A 16888-nucleotide genomic window follows, 5' to 3' on the forward strand; every position below is an offset into this window, starting at 1 on the left:
CTCTACGCCGTGAAGTACCTCTGGATGGTCGGAGCCAGCAGTTGGACCAGCTCCTCCGGGTCCGCACTGGCCAGAGGCTCCAATTTGATCACGTAGCGGCCCATGACGACGCCGTACATCTGGCCGAAGGCCGCCTCGATGCGCAGGTGGGGCACGCCGAGGCGGTCGGCCACCTGGAAGAGCAGCGCGTTCGTGATGAACTCGCGGAACATCGCGGCGGCCTGCTCGTTCGTCAGCGCCGAGCGCATCAGGGCGATCATCGGCTCGCGGGTCTCCGGGCGCGCCGTCACGCCGAGGATCATCCGCACCAGCCGCTCGCCGATCTCCTCGCGCGGGCCCTCCAGCAGCAGCGGAACGACTTCGTCGGGCGTGATCGGGAGCTGCATGGCCGCCGCGAACATGCCCTCCTTGGTCTCGAAGTAGTGGTGCACCAGGGCCGGGTCGACCTTGGCCTCCCGCGCGATCCCCCGCACGGTGGCCTTGTCGAAGCCCTTCTCCGCGAACACCCGGCGCGCCGCCGTCAGGATCTCGCCGCGCGTGTCGGCCGACCCCGGCCGGCGGCCGGGCCTGCGTCGTACGTCGTTCATCCCCGTGCTCCGCCCGTCACCGGCCCACCGCCAGGTACACCCGCATGGGCACCGACAGCACACCCTCGGGGAACGCCTCGCGCAGCTCCCGGCGCTGCCGCCCGACCAACTCGTCGGCCGCCTCCGGCGACAGCGCCGCCATGTACGAGTGGGACCGCAGGTCGAGCAGGAAGTCCTCGATGCCGACCAGCCGCGTCCACGGGATCCAGCGTTCCTCGATCACCTCGAAGGCCGCGGCGATGGGCGGCACCGACCACTCCTCGACCGCCGGCCCCCAGTAGGTGGGCACCGCCTCGGCCAGCCGCGACTCGTACGCGGCCAGCCACTCGGCCTGGGCCGCGTGATGCAGGTTCCAGCAGCCCGCGATCGCGCCGCCGGGCCGCAACACCCGCCTGGCCTCGGCGATCGAGACCACGGGATCGAGCCAGTGCCACGACTGGGCGTACGTCACCAGGTCGGCCACCCCGTCGGCCAGCGGCAGCGCGTTGCCGTCGGCGAGCACCGCGGCGACGGCCGGCCGCCCCCCGCCCGCGCCGGCGGTGCGCGAGACCAGCCGGGCCAGCATCTCGGCCCCCGGGTCGACCGCGATCACCTGGGACCCGCGGGCCCGCAGCGCGTGCGTGAGGATGCCCGTGCCCGCGCCCACGTCGACCGTGGTGGCGCCGTCGAGCTCGACCCCGGACACCTCGGCGAGCGCCCGGTACAGCTCGTCGGGGTAGGTGGGACGGCCCGCGTCGTAGGCGTCCGCCACGCTGTCGAAGACCCTGGCCAGGTTTCGCATCGGCCCCACGTTCATCGGGACGCCGCCAGGTGCAGCCGGGCGAAGGCCAGCCCCTCGGCCAGGTCGTCGATGCGCTCGGTGCGGCTGGCCGCCTTGCGGGTGTTGATCTCCAGCACCACGAGGCCACCGTAGCCCGAGGTCGCGAGGCGTTCGAGCATCTGGGCGCACGGCTGGTTGCCCCTGCCGGGGACCAGGTGCTCGTCCTTGTTGGTCACGCCCATGCCGTCGGCCAGGTGGAGGTGGGCCAGCCGGTCGCCGAGCTTGGTGGCCATCTCCATGGCGTCGGAGCCGGACACGGCGGTGTGCGACAGGTCGAGGGTGATCTGAGGGAAGTCGTAGTCGATGGGGTTCCAGTCCGGCGAGTACGGCACCACGTCGTTGCCCCGCGCGCGCAGCGGGAACATGTTCTCGACCGCGAACGTGACGTTCGTCTCGTCGCGCATACGGGCCAGGCCGTTCTCGAAGTCGCGGGCGTAGTCGCGCTGCCAGCGGAACGGCGGGTGCACCACGACGGTCGAGGCGCCGAGGCGCTCGGCGGCCTTCTGCGCCCTGACCAGCTTGGCCCAGGGGTCTCTCCCCCACACCCGCTGCGTCACGAGCAGACAGGGCGCGTGGATCGCCAGGACGGGCACCTGATAATGCTCGGACAGCCGCTCGATCACGTCGATGTCCTGGCTCACCGGATCGGCGCCGACCATGATCTCGACACCGTCGTAGCCCAGGCGCGCGGCCAGTTCGAACGCGTCAGGAGTGCGTTCTGGATATACCGAGGCGGTGGACAATGCGATCTTCGCATTGGGCACGCGGATGACATCAGCCACATTGCCAGCCTAAGCCGGAGAGCCGCCTCTGGCGCGAGAGCCCCACCAGATACCCCGCCGGGAGCCCGGACGCCACGGTCGCCGGACACGCCCGGCCACTACGGTTGTCCCCATGCCACGGATAGCCAGGGGCGCGATCCCGAGCCCGAACATCTGGAACGCTCCCCAGGTCTACGAGCTGGAGAACCGCGCCGTAGACCCCCAGGGCGCCGCCGACGCGGCGATGCGCGAGCTGCGTCCCTGGGCCGGCGCGACCGTCCTCGACATCGGCTGCGGCACCGGCTTCCACCTGCCCGTCCTGGCGGCGGAGGCGGCCCACGTGATCGGCGTCGAGCCCCACGGCGACCTGGCCGGGCTGGCCCGGCGCCGCTGCGCGGACCTGGCCCACGTGACGGTGCACGCCGCCACCGCCCAGGACCTCCCGCTCCCCGACGCGAGCGTGGACGTCGCGATGGCGCGCTGGGCCTACTTCTTCGGGCCCGGCTGCGAGCCCGGCCTGCGCGAGTTGTCCCGCGTCGTACGCCGCGGCGGCGCCGCCTTCGTGATCGACCTCGACGCCACCCGGGGCTCGTTCGGCCGCTGGTTCTCGCGTACGGTGCCGTCGTACTCGGCCCGCGAGGTGGAGACGTTCTGGGACCGGCAGGGCTGGCTGCGGCGGCCGCTCGACCTCACGATGACCTTCGAGCGGCGGGCCGACCTGGAGGCCGTGCTGCGCATCGAGTTCGCCCCCGACGTGGCCGAGCAGGCCATCGCCGAGACCTCCGGCCTGGAGATCTTCTATCCCAACGTGCTGCGCTGGCGCTACTTCTGAGGCTTGACATTGACGTCGGTGTCAACGTTTACCGTAGTGACATGCGCATCGGGGAGCTGGCGGAACGCACCGGGGTGAGCACCCGTTCACTCCGTTACTACGAGCAGCACGGCCTGCTCTCGGCCAGGCGTGGGCCCAACGGCTACCGCGAGTACGCCGAGGAGGACATCAAGCTGGTGTCCGAGATCAGGTCGCTGCTCTCGGTCGGTTTCACGCTGGAGGACACCAGGCCGTTCGTCGACTGCCTGCGCTCGGGCCACAGCTCGGGCGGCTCGTGCTCGGAGTCGGTCGAGGTCTACCAGCGCAAGATCGTGCAGATCGACGAGGAGATCCGCGTGCTGCTCTCCCGTCGCGCCGAGGTCGCCGCCCAGCTCGCCCAGTCGTGCCCGGGTTGTTTCGTGAGGGGATGAAAATGATCACGTTGACCACCGACAACTTCGAGGAGCAGGTGCTCAGGAGCGACAAGCCGGTGCTGGTCGACTTCTGGGCCGAGTGGTGCCCGCCGTGCCGCATGGTGGCCCCCGTACTGGATGAGATCGAGGCCGAGCACGGCCTGGCCATCGGCAAGCTCAACACCGACGAGAACCCCGAGATCATGTCCCGCTACGGCGTGATGGGCCTGCCCACGCTGCTGCTGTTCGAGAACGGCGAGCCCGTCAGGCAGATCGTCGGCGCCCGGCCCAAGCGCCTGCTGGTGCAGGAACTGGGCCTCACGCGGTAGTCGGCGATTGTCGGTACGTGCCGCTAGCCTGCTCGACATGGCCAAGACAGCGCAGAAGCCCGGTTACCGCTGTGCCGAGTGCGGCTGGCGCACCAGCAAGTGGGTCGGCAGATGCGGTGAGTGCCAGGCGTGGGGCACCGTCGACGAGGAGGGCGCCCGCGCCGGGGTCAGCGTCGTCCAGGGCGGCGCGACCACCGGGCCCGCGCTGCCCATCGGCCAGGTCAAGGCCGAGGTCGCGGCGGCCCGCACCACGGGGGTGAGCGAGCTCGACCGGGTGCTCGGCGGCGGCCTGGTGCCCGGCGCGGTGGTGCTGCTGGCCGGCGAGCCCGGCATCGGCAAGTCCACGCTCCTGCTGGAGGCGGCGGCCCGCATCGCCGAGCGCACCACCGTGCTCTACGTGACGGGCGAGGAGTCGGCGGCCCAGGTGCGCCTGCGCGCCGACCGTATCGGTGCCATCCAGGACAATCTCTATCTCGCCGCCGAGACCGAGCTGTCGGCGCTGATCACCCACGTCGACAAGGTCGAGCCCGGGCTGCTCGTCGTCGACTCGGTGCAGACGGTCGGCTCGGCCCAGGCCACGGGCGTGCCGGGCGGCGTGACCCAGGTGCGCGAGGTGGCCGCCAACCTGGTGCGCATGTCCAAGGAGCGCAACCTCGCCACGGTGCTCGTGGGCCACGTCACCAAGGACGGCTCGATCGCCGGCCCCCGCACCCTCGAACACCTCGTCGACGTCGTGCTCAACTTCGAGGGCGACCGCCATTCCAGGCTCCGCATGGTCCGCGCGATCAAGAACAGGTTCGGCCCCACCGACGAGGTCGGCTGCTTCGACCTGCACGAACGCGGCATCGAGGGCATCACCGACCCGAGCGGGCTGTTCGTCTCGCGGCGCAGCGAGCCGGTCGCCGGCACCTGCGTCACCGTCACGGTCGAGGGCACCCGCCCGCTGCCCGCCGAGGTGCAGGCGCTGGTGGCCCGCACCGAGGCCCAGCAGCCGAGGCGCACCTCCTCCGGGCTCGACACCTACCGCGTCCAGATGATCCTCGCCGTGCTGGAGCGCCGGCTCAACGCCCGGCTCGGCGGTTGCGACGTGTTCACCGCCACCGTGGGCGGCATCAAGCTGGCCGACCCGGCCGTCGACCTCGCGGTCATGCTCGCCGTCGCGAGCGCCGCGGGCGACAAGCCGCTGCCGCCCGGCCTGGTGGCGCTCGGCGAGGTGGGCCTGGCTGGCGAGCTGCGTCCGGTCAAGGACGTACGCAGGCGGCTGACGGAGGCGTCCAGGCTGGGTTTCAAGCGGGCGCTCGTCCCCGCCGGATCCCTCGAAACGGGCACCGGCAAACGCAACGGACAGCGGGCTCTGGTGCCCGTCGGCCCGGTCGCGTTCGCACCCGGCTTCGAGGTCGTCCAGGCGGAGAACGTCTGGGACGCACTCACGCACGTCACATAGCACGGCTAAGCTGGGCGTGACCAATCGACACGGGGGTCAGGTGGACAGGAGTCTTGACGACCGCCGTCGCGACGCTTTGGCCGCTGTGGCGCCGGGCACACCACTGCGCGACGGCCTGGAGCGGATCCTGCGCGGGCAGACCGGCGGGCTGATCGTGCTCGGCTACAACAGGACCGTCGAACAGGTCTGCAGCGGCGGCTTCGAGCTCGACGTCGACTTCTCGGCCACCCGCCTGCGCGAGCTGGCCAAGATGGACGGCGCGATCGTGGTGAGCAACGACCAGAAGATCGTACGCGCGGCCGTGCACCTCGTGCCCGACCCCGCGATCCCCACCGACGAGTCGGGCACCCGCCACCGCACCGCCCAGCGCGTGGCCAGGCAGACAAGCCTGCCCATCATCGCGATCAGCAAGTCCATGCGGATCATCGCCCTCTACCTCGACGGCATCCGCTACGTGCTGGAGGAGTCCGCGGCCATCCTGTCCAAGGCCAACCAGGCCCTGGCCACCCTTGAGCGCTACAAGCACCGGCTCGACGAGGTCTCCGGCACCCTCTCGGCCCTGGAGATCGAAGACCTCGTCACCGTGCGCGACGTGTCGGCGGTGGCCCAGCGCCTGGAGATGGTCCGGCGCATCTCCGACGAGATCAAGGGCTACGTCGTCGAGCTCGGCACCGACGGGCGGTTGTTGTCGCTGCAGCTCGACGAGCTGGTGGCGGGCGTCGACTCCGAGCGCGAGCTGGTCGTGCGCGACTACCTGCCGGCCCCGGCCGGCCGCCGCCAGAAGCGCCTGGTCGAGGCCCTGCACGACCTCGACCACCTCTCAGGCGCCGAGCTGCTCGACCTCTCGGCCGTGGCACACGTGCTGGGCCACGGCGGCGCCGAACGGCTCGACAGCCCGGTGAGCCCGCGCGGCTTCCGTCTCCTCGCCAAGGTGCCCCGCCTGCCCGCCACGGTGGTCGACCGCCTGGTCAACCACTTCGGCGGCCTGCAGAAGCTGCTGGCGGCCAGCATCGACGACCTCCAGGAGGTGGGCGGCGTCGGGGAGTCCCGCGCGCGCAGCGTCCGCGAGGGCCTGTCCCGCCTGGCCGAGTCGTCCATCCTCGAACGTTACGTCTGAGCCGGCCAGCATCATCAGCGCAGGTGGAAGACGCCCTTGCCGCTGCGCAGGGTGCCCATGCGGGCGGTGGCCACGTACGTGCCGGGCAGGGCGGCCGCCGAGACCGAGCGGCAGTCGGTGCTCGACCGGCGCCGGTCCCACTCCAGGGTCCGCACGTACGGCACCCCGCGCTGCAGCTCCCTGACCTCGGTCCCGACCCCGCTCACGCAGTCGGCGGTGGACCAGATGCGGTCGGCGCCCGAGGTGATGCGGATCTCCATGGTCCGCGGCCCGACGTCGGCCGTGCACATCACCGGCCCGGTGTTGACCAGCGTGACGATGAAGCTCGGACGGGTCTCGCCCGTGTAGATCGGCTCCTTGCCGCCCTGGAGGCTCAGCACCAGGCTGTCCTGCTGGCACGGCTCTCCGGGACGCCTGGGCCGGACGGACGGGCTCTCCTTGGGCGCCGGGGTGGGCGACGGGCTGGCCGTGCCCATGGCGAGCGTACGCAGCCCCGCGAGCAGCGGATCAGTGGCGGGCGTGGCGCTCGGTGAGGTCTGCGCGCTGGACGAGCGCTCCGGGCCGCTGCCCCCGCTGGAACACGCCCACGCCACCACGGCCACGACGACGAGAACGGCCACCAGCACGCTCATGCGACGCCGCCAGTAGACGTCACCGCCGTCGCCACCCATCGAATCCGGATCCATAGGCACAGCATGGTAATTGATCGGCTACCAACAGTGACGACACGCCGAACGAGTCCTTCTACGAATACGCTTGACCGCGTGGTTGAGCCGAACCTCCTGCACGCCCCCGTTCTGGCGTGGTACGAGGACAACGCCCGAGACCTCCCATGGCGGGCCGACGACGCGACGCCGTGGGGAGTGCTGGTGAGCGAGATCATGCTCCAGCAGACCCCGGTCGTCCGCGTCCTGCCGGTGTGGCGGGAGTGGATGGCCCGCTGGCCCACGCCCAAGTCGCTGGCCGAAGAGCCGCCGGGCGAGGCCGTACGGCATTGGGGCAGGCTCGGTTATCCGCGCCGGGCGCTGCGCCTGCACGCCTGCGCCCGGGCCATCACCGACGAGCACGGCGGCGAGGTGCCCGCCGACCACGCGACCCTGCTGGCCCTGCCCGGCATCGGCGAGTACACCGCCGCCGCGGTCGCCAGCTTCGCGTACGGCGGCCGGCACGCCGTCCTGGACACCAATGTCCGCCGGGTGTTCGCGCGGGCCGTACGCGCCGAGGAGTACCCGCCCACGGCCACCTCCGCGGCCGAGCGGCGGCTGGCCGAGACGCTGCTGCCCGAGCTGGGCGCCGCCCGGTGGGGCGTCGCCGTGATGGAGCTGGGCGCCCTGGTCTGCACGGCCCGCGCGCCGCGCTGCGCCGACTGTCCCGTCGCCGATCTGTGCGCGTGGCGGCTGGCCGGCAAACCACCCCACACCGGCCCCGCCCGCAAGGGCCAGACGTACGCCGGCACCGACCGCCAGTGTCGTGGCAGCCTGCTGGCGGTGTTGCGCTCGGCCCACGGCCCGGTGCCGAAGGCCGCCCTCGACGTGGTGTGGGACGACGCGGTCCAGCGCGAACGCGCCCTCGACGGCCTGGTCGCCGACGGGCTGGCCGAGGTGCTCGACGACGGCACGTACCGCCTCCCGCACGCCTGACCCGCCCAAAGGCCCCGCGTCAGCCCATCCACGGCGGCACGGTGCGGTCCGTGCCCTTGGGGGCCAGGTCGCAGGCGTCGGGCGCGGACACGCCACCGGGGTTGTAGACCTCGGTCCCCGGGGAGGCGACCACGATCGAAACGAACCCGCGCCCTGGGTCGGCGAACATCTGCCGGCTCACGTCGGCCGGCAACACCATGGTGTCGCCGGGCCCGACCTCGAACCGTTCGCCGCCCAGCTCGACGACCGCGCCGCCCTCCAGCCAGGTCCACACCAGCTCGCCGGCGACGGCGTGCACCGGGCCCTCCATGCCGGGGACGGCGTCCACCCGCCACATCGCCTGCCCGGCCCCGCCCTGGCTGGGCGAGGCGAGCGTGGTCATCAGGGCGTTGGGCGTACGGGTCCTGCGCGCGTCGGCGTTCACCACAACAGGCATCACGATCTCCTTCTTCTCAGCTTGTACGGTCAGGCGATCCACGGCGGGGTGCCCAGGTCGGCGCCGTCGGCGCTGATGGCCCTGGCGCCGGCGGCCGCGGTGACGACGGCGGTGTAACCGGCGTCCGGATCGGCCAGCACCCGGCGCGCGACGTGGGCGGGCATGACCACGGTGTCCCCCGCGCCCACGGCGAACCGCTCCTCGCCCAGCTCGACGGTGGCCGCGCCGGAGATCCAGCTCCACACCTGCTCGTTGTCGAAGTCATGCAGCGGCCCCGCCGCGCCCGGCTTGGCGTCGACCCGCCAGAGCGAACGCGAGGCCCCGCCCTGGGTCGGCGAGGCGAAGGTGGTCATGACCCCGCTCGGCGTCTCGGAACGCCGGGAATCCGCGTCACGAATGACAGACACGTTCGAACCCCTTAAGATAGGCAACTACGTTGTCTATATAGTTAACCAGGTTGTCTATCGTGTCAAGTGACGCCCCAGGCTTCGAACTGCCTCTACGACTTCTGCTCGCTTTCCGCGTGCTCATCGACGAACTCCACGCCGAACTCGCCAAGCAGGGCCATCCCGACATGCGGCCCATGCACGGATTCGTCATGCAGGCGATCGGCACCCGCGGCACGACCGCCGTCGAGCTGGGCCGTGCACTCGGCGTCTCCAAACAGGCCGCGGGCAAGACCGTCGAAGCCCTGGAACGCGTCGGCTACGTGGAGCGGACCAGGGACACCGCCGACACCAGACGCAAGATCGTGCGCCTCACGCCCTACGGCGTGGACGCACTCGACCGTTCGGCCCGGATCTTCGACGACCTGCGCGCCCAATGGGCCGCGGAACTGGGCGAGGACCGCCTGCGGGCCCTGGAGTCCGATCTGCGCAGGATGACGCCGGCGAACCTGTGGCGCCTGGACACCCCAGGCTGGTTCGCCGGCCTCTGAGAGGGGGTCAGGCGGCCAGTTGCAGGCCGAGGCTGGTGAGGTTCGTACGGGCCCAAGCCAGCTCCTCGGCCAGCAGCGACACCAGCGCCCCCGGCCCCTTCGCACGCCCCGGCACGAACAGATTGTGCGTCTCGACCTCGATGTGCGCGCTCCCGCTGACCGCGCCGGACAACATCGCCGTCAGCGTGTCGTGCAGCACCGCGCCGGTGCTCGGCGTCTCACCCGTGTGGTTGTGCACGTGCCCCAGCTTGACGACGGGCGCGCCGGCCTCGGCCAGCCCCTTGAGTGCCGCGCCCGGCTCCTCGGCCCCGCAGGCGAGGTTACAGGCGTCCAGGCAGACGCCCAGGTGTTCGGAGTCGATGCCGCACACCCGCTCAAGCGCCTGCTCCGTCGTCTCCAGCACGCAACCGGGCCACGGCTCGAACCCGACCCGGATGGTCTTGCCGGTCACGCTGTAGATGCCACGCAACTCGCGGGCCAGCCGCTCCAGGCGGCGCGTGGCGATGGTGTGCAGGTCGGCCGGCCAGTCCCGGCGCCAGCCGATCGGTATCGTCGAGATGCTGCCGAACCGTACGTCGTCGGGCAGCAGGAACGCCAGGATCTTGGCCAGCGCCATGGTGTAGCGGTAACGCTCGGGCTTGGCCCAGTCGGGTCCGGGGACCTCCTGGTTGCGGCCGCCGGTGCCGTTCAGGCTGACGACCTCCAGGCCGCGCTCCTCCAGGGAGCGGCGCAGCCGTACGAGCTCGATGCGGTCGGCGGTGAGGTGATCGGCGACGCCGGGCGACAGCCACAGCCCGATGCCCATCCGCTCCACGCCCAACCTCTTGCGCACCGGCACCGCGTAGCGGGTCAGGTGGGCGATCAGGTTCTCCAGGTCCTCGGCAGGGTGGATACCTGCGTTGTAGGCGAGGTGAACGAGCGTTCCGTCGTTGTGACGCAGGCGCATCGGTTCCTCCACGGCTTGCTTGAGTGTTCCCGTCGCCCGCCTCCGGCGCGCGAACCCTGTCGAGCATGCCTGCTTCCGGGTGGCGCACGCGTCCGCCCTGAGTTGATCCCTTGCTACTCCCTCGGGAGCAGCCCTGACTCTAGGAACACGCTCTTGCGGATCACTTGGATGAGACTTGGCGATGCTCTACGCAGTGTAGTACTACTAACGGTGGCGGTACACCCACTCATCCAACGATTAGGCAACAACCCCCACCCCACCGCCGCTCACCACCAAGGTGGCATTCCCCACACCCCCGACGCGGTGCACTTCCCGGGGCTCGATGAGGGGCATGCACCGCAGCCCGCACCACCAAGCGGCCCCGGCACGCCTCGCGAACCTCCCGGCACCGTGCCCGGCATGCCGCAATCCGCCACGGGCTCCCGTTAGGGAAGCCCGAAATGCAGGGAACCCGCGCGCAGGGCACACCGCGAGGCCGCACGTACAGGGGGCGCACGTACAGGGGGCGCAGGCGCCGCTTGCGGGCGCTTTCTGGGGCGCCGCGCGGCGGGAGGTGGGACGGGTGGGGCCCGGCGCCCTGAACGGCGGCCAGGATGGGCCACGGAGACGGGGATACGTACGGCGTAACGGCGGCCGACCCCGTGCGGGCTCAGATCCCGTCTCCCTGGAGGCCCCCGACCATGTACGGCGTCTGGGTCTCGTCGGCCCCGCCGTAAAAAAAGGGGCACGAAAAAGAAGCACCACGAAAGACCCGGAAAACCAGAAAACCCCCGCCGGAGCGGGGGTTTTCGGTGGAGCGGTCAGTGCTGGATCGGCGCGGCGATCGCCTCCGCCGAGTCCGGAACCGTCGTGGCGGACTCGCCCTTGAAGATGAACTTGGCGTTCTCGCCTTCGCCCTCGATCGTCACCTTCACGACCTGCCCCGGACGGAGCTCGCCGTAGAGGATCTTCTCGGACAGGGAGTCCTCCAGCTCGCGCTGGATCGTACGGCGCAGCGGCCGCGCGCCCATGACCGGGTCGTAACCACGGTCGGCCAGCAGCTGCTTGGCCTCGGGCGAGACCTCGAGGCCCATGTCGCGGTCCTTCAGCCTGGAGTCCACCTGGGCGAGCATCAGATCGACGATCTTGATGATCTCGTTCGGCGTGAGCTGGTGGAAGACCACGATGTCGTCGACACGGTTGAGGAACTCGGGCCGGAAGTGCTGCTTGAGCTCCTCCTGGACCTTCGCCTTCATCCGCTCGTAGTTGGACTCGGTGTCGTTGGACTTCGCGAACCCGACCCCGATGCCCTTGGAGATGTCACGGGTGCCGAGGTTGGTGGTCATGATGATGACCGTGTTCTTGAAGTCGACCACGCGGCCCTGGGCGTCGGTCAGGCGACCGTCCTCCAGGATCTGCAGCAGCGAGTTGAAGATGTCGGGGTGGGCCTTCTCGATCTCGTCGAACAGGACCACGGAGAACGGCTTGCGCCGCACCTTCTCGGTGAGCTGGCCGCCCTCCTCGTAGCCGACGTAGCCGGGAGGCGAGCCGAACAGCCTGGAGACGGTGTGCTTCTCCATGAACTCCGACATGTCCAGGCTGATCAGAGCGTCTTCGTCGCCGAAGAGGAACTCCGCCAGAGCCTTGGACAGCTCGGTCTTACCGACACCGGACGGGCCCGCGAAGATGAACGAGCCGCCGGGACGGCGCGGGTCCTTCAGACCGGCGCGGGTACGCCGGATGGACCGCGACAGGCCCTTGATGGCGTCGTCCTGGCCGATGATCCGCTTGTGGAGCTCGTCCTCCATGCGGAGCAGGCGCTGGGACTCCTCCTCGGTGAGCTTGAAGACCGGGATGCCGGTGGCGGTGGCCAGGACCTCGGCGATGAGCTCCTGGGTGACCTCGGCCACGACGTCCATGTCGCCGGCCTTCCACTCCTTCTCCCGCCGCTCGCGCTTGAGCTGGAGCTGCTTCTCCTGGTCGCGGAGGGCAGCGGCCTTCTCGAAGTCCTGCGCGTCGATCGCGGACTCCTTGTCGCGACGGACGTTGGCGATCTTCTCGTCGTACTCGCGCAGGTCCGGCGGAGCGGTCATCCGGCGGATGCGCATCCGGGAGCCGGCCTCGTCGATGAGGTCGATCGCCTTGTCGGGCAGGTAGCGGTCGCTGATGTAGCGGTCGGCCAGCTGCGCGGCGGCCACCAGCGCGTCGTCGGTGATGGAGACGCGGTGGTGTGCCTCGTAGCGGTCGCGCAGGCCCTTGAGGATCTCGATCGTGTGGCTGAGAGAGGGCTCGGCCACCTGGATCGGCTGGAAGCGGCGCTCCAGCGCGGCGTCCTTCTCAAGGTACTTGCGGTACTCGTCGAGGGTCGTGGCACCGATGGTCTGCAGCTCGCCACGGGCCAGCATCGGCTTGAGGATGCTGGCGGCGTCGATCGCGCCCTCGGCGGCGCCCGCGCCGACGAGCGTGTGCAGCTCGTCGATGAACAGGATGATGTCGCCGCGCGTGCGGATCTCCTTGAGCACCTTCTTCAGGCGCTCCTCGAAGTCACCGCGGTAGCGGGAGCCGGCGACCAGGGCGCCGAGGTCAAGCGTGTAGAGCTGCTTGTCCTTCAGCGTCTCGGGCACCTCGCCCCTGACGATCTTCTGCGACAGGCCCTCGACGACGGCGGTCTTGCCGACGCCGGGCTCGCCGATCAGCACCGGGTTGTTCTTGGTCCTCCGGGAGAGGACCTGCATGACCCGCTCGATCTCCTTCTCACGGCCGATGACCGGATCCAGCTTGCCCTCGCGGGCGGCCTGGGTCAGGTTGCGGCCGAACTGGTCGAGCACCAAGGACGTGGAGGGCGCCGACTCCTGGGGACCGCCCGCGGCGGCCGGCTCCTTGCCCTGGTAACCGTGGAGCAACTGGATGACCTGCTGCCGGACACGGTTGAGATCAGCTCCAAGCTTGACCAGCACCTGGGCGGCCACACCCTCACCCTCACGGATGAGCCCGAGCAGGATGTGCTCGGTGCCGATGTAGTTGTGGCCCAGCTGCAAAGCCTCACGGAGCGACAGCTCGAGGACCTTCTTGGCCCGCGGGGTGAACGGAATGTGCCCCGACGGAGCCGACTGGCCCTGGCCGATGATCTCCTCGACCTGCTGGCGCACACCCTCAAGGCTGATGCCGAGGCTCTCCAGAGCCTTGGCGGCTACGCCTTCACCTTCATGGATCAAACCAAGAAGAATGTGCTCAGTGCCGATGTAGTTGTGGTTGAGCATCCTGGCCTCTTCTTGGGCCAAGACGACAACACGCCTCGCTCGGTCGGTGAACCTCTCGAACATCTCGTCGCTCCTCACAGAGCGGTCAGTCAGGCCGGTAAATCCGGTCCCGTCATCCCGCATGCTAGCCCTGGCTCGGCGAACCGTGCCCACTGCCGCTGACACGCTCTATAGCAGAGACGTTCCCCGAGAGCAGGGCGTTCACCCTCCATCCAACTACTGTTCGGGGGTGGCGTGTTCCCGATACGCCGCAAGCGAACGATGTTTAGGCGGCTTCGCGGAAGCGCCTGAAATTCGACGCTGCGGCCCAGGGCGGACCAACACGGATCGGCCATCGGACACTGGGTCGGGGTCGGCCTTGGGGTGGCTCGTCCGCCCATGCGTCTCGGATGCCCGCGCCCGTATCTGTTACGTAATCATCGTATGTGCTGCTCCAAACGGAGTCCAAGCGCGGACGCTACGCCCTGAGCACAACGCGGCACGTTGACGCGCCCCGGGGCGTATTCCCCATCGGGTCAGCCGGGTTACCGATCCGCCCGTCGTCACGCGGCGTACGGGACGGGACAATGCGCGGCACATGGGAGAGGTCACCGGTTTTCCATCGTGCCCCACGAGCCGCACGCCCCACGTTTTACGGTCATGCACGCTTCCCCTTAGAACCACCGAAGAACCATCGAAGAACCCGAAGAACACGGAAGAACGCGGAAGAAGCCCGCAGAGGCCGGAAGAAGCCGGACGCCCCAGGGAAGCGGGCACCCGCCAAGAGCCCGCAGAGGCCGCGGCAAGAAGGGCGGGCGCCGGTTTCTGTGGCGGAGCGTGACCGCTTTGCCCGTACGCCGCGGGAGTCCGGGATCGCCGGCATTGCGGGCGGGTGACGGCATTGGCGCGTTCCCGCGAAGGCGCGGACGAGGCGGACACCCGAGCACGCCCCGGAAAAACGCGCGGACGCCGCCGCAAAGCCCGGCGCGTTCCCCTCTCGGGCGGGATCTCCCGGAAGGGACCGTTCCGCCCACCCAGGAACCACTCAGGAACCTTCCAGGAAGGAACCAGAAGAGCATTACGCCCACATTTGGGCGAATTAGAAGATCAACAACTCGGCGCGAGGATTCGCGAACTCCCCACAAAAACGATCATGCGCTTATGGCGCTCGCCGGGGTCCTAGGCGAACGGCATAAGCGCATGGTCAGGAGATGGCTCTCTCGACGAGGCTCAGTGAGCCGCTTCGTACTTCTCCACCACGGTGGAGGCGATCCTGCCGCGCTCGCTGACCGGCAGGCCGTGAGCCTTGGCCCACTGCCGGATCTCCGAGCTCTTCTCGCGGCTCATCGCGCGGTTGCCGCCGCGACCACGGCGACGGGCGGACACGGCTCCTGCCCTGCGGGCGTGCTGCACGAAAGGCGTGAGGGCGTCCCTCAGCTTCTTGGCGTTAACGTCGCTGAGGTCAATCTCATAGGAGGAGCCGTCAATAGCGAAGCTGACCGTCTCATTGGCCTCGCCCCCATCGAGGTCATCGATGAGAATCTCCTGGATCTGCTTGGCCATCTACGCAATCCTTTCCCGGAGCATTGTTTCATTCGCTCGCCCAAACATATACCCGGAAAGGCGCGGAGACAATTCAGCGCTACGGGGATTCGGCTGACTGGCAGATCAGTTCTGGTTCTCGGCCTGATCCTGGCGGTTTGACCGACGCCCGGCGGCCTCCGATCGCAGCAACTTCACCGCGCCAAAGATGAAGGCGCCGCCGACCACGACCGGGGGGATGAGCGCTGACAATACGTCTGTTACGGCTTCCATTCGTCCTCGCCTCCAGGGCTAGCAGGGTTTCGGGGGCGCTAAATACGCATCCCGGCGCGACCTGCGGAGCACGCCGGACCCTCATGACGTCGAGGTGACAACTCACCCGGAACCGACCATAGCCACACACAGACGCCCTCTGGGAGCAGGGGCACCGACATCCGGCAACCCGGACGTCCCATAGCCTAATGCCAGTCTCTCCAGGCTCCTTACCGGATCAAGGGAAAATTTTGCGAAAAGGCATCTTCCCAGGTGCAGATGCCTCAACGAAGATCTTTTACCGCCCGCGTTCCGGCCAGCCTGTCATGCGGCCCGCGCTCCAACGGCTTGTCGATCAGGATGAGCAGCCCGACGCCGAACAGCAGTATTCCGGCCAGCAGATTGACCACCGGAATGCCCATCAGGACGACCGGCCCGGGATAGACCAGAGCCCGTTTCAGCAGAGCCGACCGCGGAAGGTCGTCCGGCGCCAGGCGAATCTTCATGATCGCCTTGCCGAAGGTCCTGCGCCGCCGGCAATGGGCCCGCCAGTCATAGACCACATAACCCAGGCCCGCCAGGAACCAGGCGCAGGCCCCGGGGAGCCGCCCGTCGAACCCCTCCGACATCCCGACAGTTCGGAAGATGCCCCACAGGATGATGAACAGAATGTAATAGAAGACCCCGAAGACGAGCGCCTCAATGAAGCGGGCGGCGAGGCGTTCCCACCATTCCGCGGGCACGGCGCCCGGCCACGACGGTGTCCCGGCCATATCCCACCTCACGCGGTCGGCGGTCGTACCCCCCATTTTGGTACGCCCCGCACACACAAAACAGAGGCCGGCGGGAAGCCGGCCCCTGTTTACGCTGACGCGGGATTACTTGATCTTCACGACCACCGTGCCCGCGAACTTGTCCGCGAACGTCTGCTGCAGCGGCTTGTCCCACAGCTGCGAGGCGCCGTTGACCGCGACGCACGCCCAGCCGATCAGCCATCCCAGGAGCGGGATGATGCTGAGGATGTAGCCACCCCAGGTGACGCCGGCGCGCTTGATCGCGACGTCGGTCCCGAGCCCGCCGGGAGCCAGGGCCTGGCCCACCGGCACGACCTTGATCCCCATGACCATCTTGCCGACCGTCTGGCCGTTCGACTTCGTCATGAAGAACTCGTAGACCACCCAGAGAGCGGTCGAGATGATCGTCGACAGGATGCCGATGAGGTAGGCCGAGAAGAGGCCGGAGGTGGCTCCGGACGCCGAGTCGTAGCCGACCGCGAACAGCCCCAGGATGAGGTTGATCACGAAGTTCACGACCATGAGGATGACGCCGTCGACGATCCTCGCGACCAGACGCTGCCACCACTCCGCCAAGGGGGCCGGGGCGCCCGGGGGCTGCACGCCGACGGGCTGGCCGTAGCCGGGCTGACCGTAGGGCTGCGACTGCTGCTGGCCGTAGCCCTGCTGCCCGTAGCCCTGCTGGGCGTACTGCTGCTGGTCGCCGTACTGCTGCTGGCCGTACTGGTCCTGCTGGCCGTAGCCGGGCTGGGTGTACTGCTGGCCGGAGGACTGCGGCTGCTGGCCGTAACCCTGCTGCTGGCCGTACTGGGCATCCTGCCCATAGCCCTGCTGCTGGCCG

18 protein-coding genes are annotated in these 16888 nt (G+C 69.4%); 7 read left to right on the forward strand and 11 right to left on the reverse strand.

What is annotated here, in order from left to right:
* Window positions 1-2: 2 nt before the first annotated feature.
* Genes IEZ27_RS38220 through IEZ27_RS38230 form a run of 3 tightly spaced genes read right to left on the reverse strand, consistent with a single transcriptional unit; the run spans window position 3 to window position 2189 of the window.
* Window positions 3-587 carry a TetR/AcrR family transcriptional regulator gene (locus IEZ27_RS38220; protein WP_189651735.1) on the reverse strand — a complete coding sequence of 195 codons (585 nt, stop codon included), beginning with the start codon at window positions 585-587 and terminating at the stop codon, window positions 3-5.
* Between the two features lie 16 nt (window positions 588-603).
* On the reverse strand, window positions 604-1368 hold the full coding sequence (locus tag IEZ27_RS38225) for a class I SAM-dependent methyltransferase (protein WP_189651736.1): 765 nt from the start codon (window positions 1366-1368) through the stop codon (window positions 604-606).
* Between the two features lie 11 nt (window positions 1369-1379).
* On the reverse strand, window positions 1380-2189 hold the full coding sequence (locus IEZ27_RS38230; protein ID WP_189651737.1) for a sugar phosphate isomerase/epimerase family protein: 810 nt from the start codon (window positions 2187-2189) through the stop codon (window positions 1380-1382).
* A gap of 112 nt (window positions 2190-2301) precedes the next feature.
* Here IEZ27_RS38230 and IEZ27_RS38235 point away from each other — a divergent pair, with 112 nt between their 5' ends.
* The 5 genes from IEZ27_RS38235 to disA are packed head-to-tail and all read left to right on the forward strand — an operon-like array spanning window position 2302 to window position 6282.
* Window positions 2302-3000, forward strand: a complete 699-nt coding sequence (locus tag IEZ27_RS38235) for a class I SAM-dependent methyltransferase (RefSeq protein WP_189651738.1) — start codon at window positions 2302-2304, stop codon at window positions 2998-3000.
* Window positions 3001-3041: 41 nt separating this feature from the next.
* Window positions 3042-3410 (forward strand): MerR family transcriptional regulator, encoded by a 369-nt coding sequence (locus tag IEZ27_RS38240; RefSeq protein WP_189651739.1) that lies wholly within the window; start codon window positions 3042-3044, stop codon window positions 3408-3410.
* Between the two features lie 2 nt (window positions 3411-3412).
* Window positions 3413-3721 (forward strand): thioredoxin, encoded by a 309-nt coding sequence (trxA, locus tag IEZ27_RS38245; RefSeq protein ID WP_221762492.1) that lies wholly within the window; start codon window positions 3413-3415, stop codon window positions 3719-3721.
* A 37-nt stretch (window positions 3722-3758) separates the two neighbouring features.
* Complete coding sequence (gene radA, locus IEZ27_RS38250) at window positions 3759-5165, forward strand: DNA repair protein RadA (protein WP_189651740.1); 1407 nt, start codon at window positions 3759-3761, stop codon at window positions 5163-5165.
* A 40-nt stretch (window positions 5166-5205) separates the two neighbouring features.
* Window positions 5206-6282, forward strand: coding sequence for a DNA integrity scanning diadenylate cyclase DisA (disA, locus tag IEZ27_RS38255; RefSeq protein WP_189651741.1), 1077 nt, complete (start codon window positions 5206-5208; stop codon window positions 6280-6282).
* Between the two features lie 14 nt (window positions 6283-6296).
* Here disA and IEZ27_RS38260 read toward each other — a convergent pair whose 3' ends face one another.
* The gene (locus IEZ27_RS38260; RefSeq protein WP_189651742.1) at window positions 6297-6968 is read right to left on the reverse strand and encodes a hypothetical protein; all 672 of its coding nucleotides are present in this window, start codon (window positions 6966-6968) and stop codon (window positions 6297-6299) included.
* 78 nt (window positions 6969-7046) lie between these two features.
* Here IEZ27_RS38260 and IEZ27_RS38265 point away from each other — a divergent pair, with 78 nt between their 5' ends.
* Complete coding sequence (locus IEZ27_RS38265) at window positions 7047-7922, forward strand: A/G-specific adenine glycosylase (RefSeq protein WP_189651743.1); 876 nt, start codon at window positions 7047-7049, stop codon at window positions 7920-7922.
* A 19-nt stretch (window positions 7923-7941) separates the two neighbouring features.
* Here the strand turns inward: IEZ27_RS38265 and IEZ27_RS38270 are convergent, their stop codons facing one another.
* Both IEZ27_RS38270 and IEZ27_RS38275 read right to left on the reverse strand, forming a co-directional pair.
* Window positions 7942-8358, reverse strand: coding sequence for a cupin domain-containing protein (locus IEZ27_RS38270; RefSeq protein ID WP_185845011.1), 417 nt, complete (start codon window positions 8356-8358; stop codon window positions 7942-7944).
* Between the two features lie 29 nt (window positions 8359-8387).
* The gene (locus IEZ27_RS38275) at window positions 8388-8765 is read right to left on the reverse strand and encodes a cupin domain-containing protein (protein ID WP_125641660.1); all 378 of its coding nucleotides are present in this window, start codon (window positions 8763-8765) and stop codon (window positions 8388-8390) included.
* 116 nt (window positions 8766-8881) lie between these two features.
* Between IEZ27_RS38275 and IEZ27_RS38280 the strand changes: the two genes are divergently transcribed.
* Window positions 8882-9295: a MarR family winged helix-turn-helix transcriptional regulator gene (locus IEZ27_RS38280; protein WP_229824727.1), complete on the forward strand. Its 414-nt coding sequence runs from the start codon at window positions 8882-8884 to the stop codon at window positions 9293-9295.
* Window positions 9296-9302: 7 nt separating this feature from the next.
* Here the strand turns inward: IEZ27_RS38280 and IEZ27_RS38285 are convergent, their stop codons facing one another.
* The 5 genes from IEZ27_RS38285 to IEZ27_RS38305 all read right to left on the reverse strand — a co-directional run.
* Entirely contained in the window at window positions 9303-10241 is a 939-nt protein-coding gene (locus tag IEZ27_RS38285; RefSeq protein WP_125641663.1) for a sugar phosphate isomerase/epimerase family protein, read from the reverse strand.
* Window positions 10242-11041: 800 nt separating this feature from the next.
* Window positions 11042-13543, reverse strand: a complete 2502-nt coding sequence (locus IEZ27_RS38290; RefSeq protein ID WP_189651745.1) for an ATP-dependent Clp protease ATP-binding subunit — start codon at window positions 13541-13543, stop codon at window positions 11042-11044.
* 1146 nt (window positions 13544-14689) lie between these two features.
* A complete protein-coding gene (locus tag IEZ27_RS38295; RefSeq protein WP_125641669.1) occupies window positions 14690-15022 on the reverse strand; it encodes a histone-like nucleoid-structuring protein Lsr2 in 333 nt (110 codons plus the stop codon).
* Window positions 15023-15537: 515 nt separating this feature from the next.
* Window positions 15538-16026, reverse strand: a complete 489-nt coding sequence (locus IEZ27_RS38300; RefSeq protein WP_189651746.1) for an RDD family protein — start codon at window positions 16024-16026, stop codon at window positions 15538-15540.
* A gap of 105 nt (window positions 16027-16131) precedes the next feature.
* Window positions 16132-16888: RDD family protein (locus tag IEZ27_RS38305; protein ID WP_189651747.1), on the reverse strand; the 757-nt coding region annotated here is incomplete at its 5' end.

The sequence above is a fragment of the Nonomuraea spiralis genome, assembly GCF_014648435.1.
GTDB lineage: Bacteria > Actinomycetota > Actinomycetes > Streptosporangiales > Streptosporangiaceae > Nonomuraea > Nonomuraea spiralis.

Coding starts and splice junctions, on each gene's coding strand:
- IEZ27_RS38220 (WP_189651735.1), bottom strand. CDS start 587: ATGAACGACGTACGACGCAGGCCCGGCCGCCGGCCGGGGTCGGCCGAC.
- IEZ27_RS38225 (WP_189651736.1), bottom strand. CDS start 1,368: ATGCGAAACCTGGCCAGGGTCTTCGACAGCGTGGCGGACGCCTACGAC.
- IEZ27_RS38235 (WP_189651738.1), top strand. CDS start 2,302: ATGCCACGGATAGCCAGGGGCGCGATCCCGAGCCCGAACATCTGGAAC.
- IEZ27_RS38240 (WP_189651739.1), top strand. CDS start 3,042: ATGCGCATCGGGGAGCTGGCGGAACGCACCGGGGTGAGCACCCGTTCA.
- trxA (WP_221762492.1), top strand. CDS start 3,413: ATGATCACGTTGACCACCGACAACTTCGAGGAGCAGGTGCTCAGGAGC.
- radA (WP_189651740.1), top strand. CDS start 3,759: ATGGCCAAGACAGCGCAGAAGCCCGGTTACCGCTGTGCCGAGTGCGGC.
- IEZ27_RS38260 (WP_189651742.1), bottom strand. CDS start 6,968: ATGGATCCGGATTCGATGGGTGGCGACGGCGGTGACGTCTACTGGCGG.
- IEZ27_RS38270 (WP_185845011.1), bottom strand. CDS start 8,358: ATGCCTGTTGTGGTGAACGCCGACGCGCGCAGGACCCGTACGCCCAAC.
- IEZ27_RS38285 (WP_125641663.1), bottom strand. CDS start 10,241: ATGCGCCTGCGTCACAACGACGGAACGCTCGTTCACCTCGCCTACAAC.
- IEZ27_RS38290 (WP_189651745.1), bottom strand. CDS start 13,543: ATGTTCGAGAGGTTCACCGACCGAGCGAGGCGTGTTGTCGTCTTGGCC.
- IEZ27_RS38295 (WP_125641669.1), bottom strand. CDS start 15,022: ATGGCCAAGCAGATCCAGGAGATTCTCATCGATGACCTCGATGGGGGC.
- IEZ27_RS38300 (WP_189651746.1), bottom strand. CDS start 16,026: ATGGCCGGGACACCGTCGTGGCCGGGCGCCGTGCCCGCGGAATGGTGG.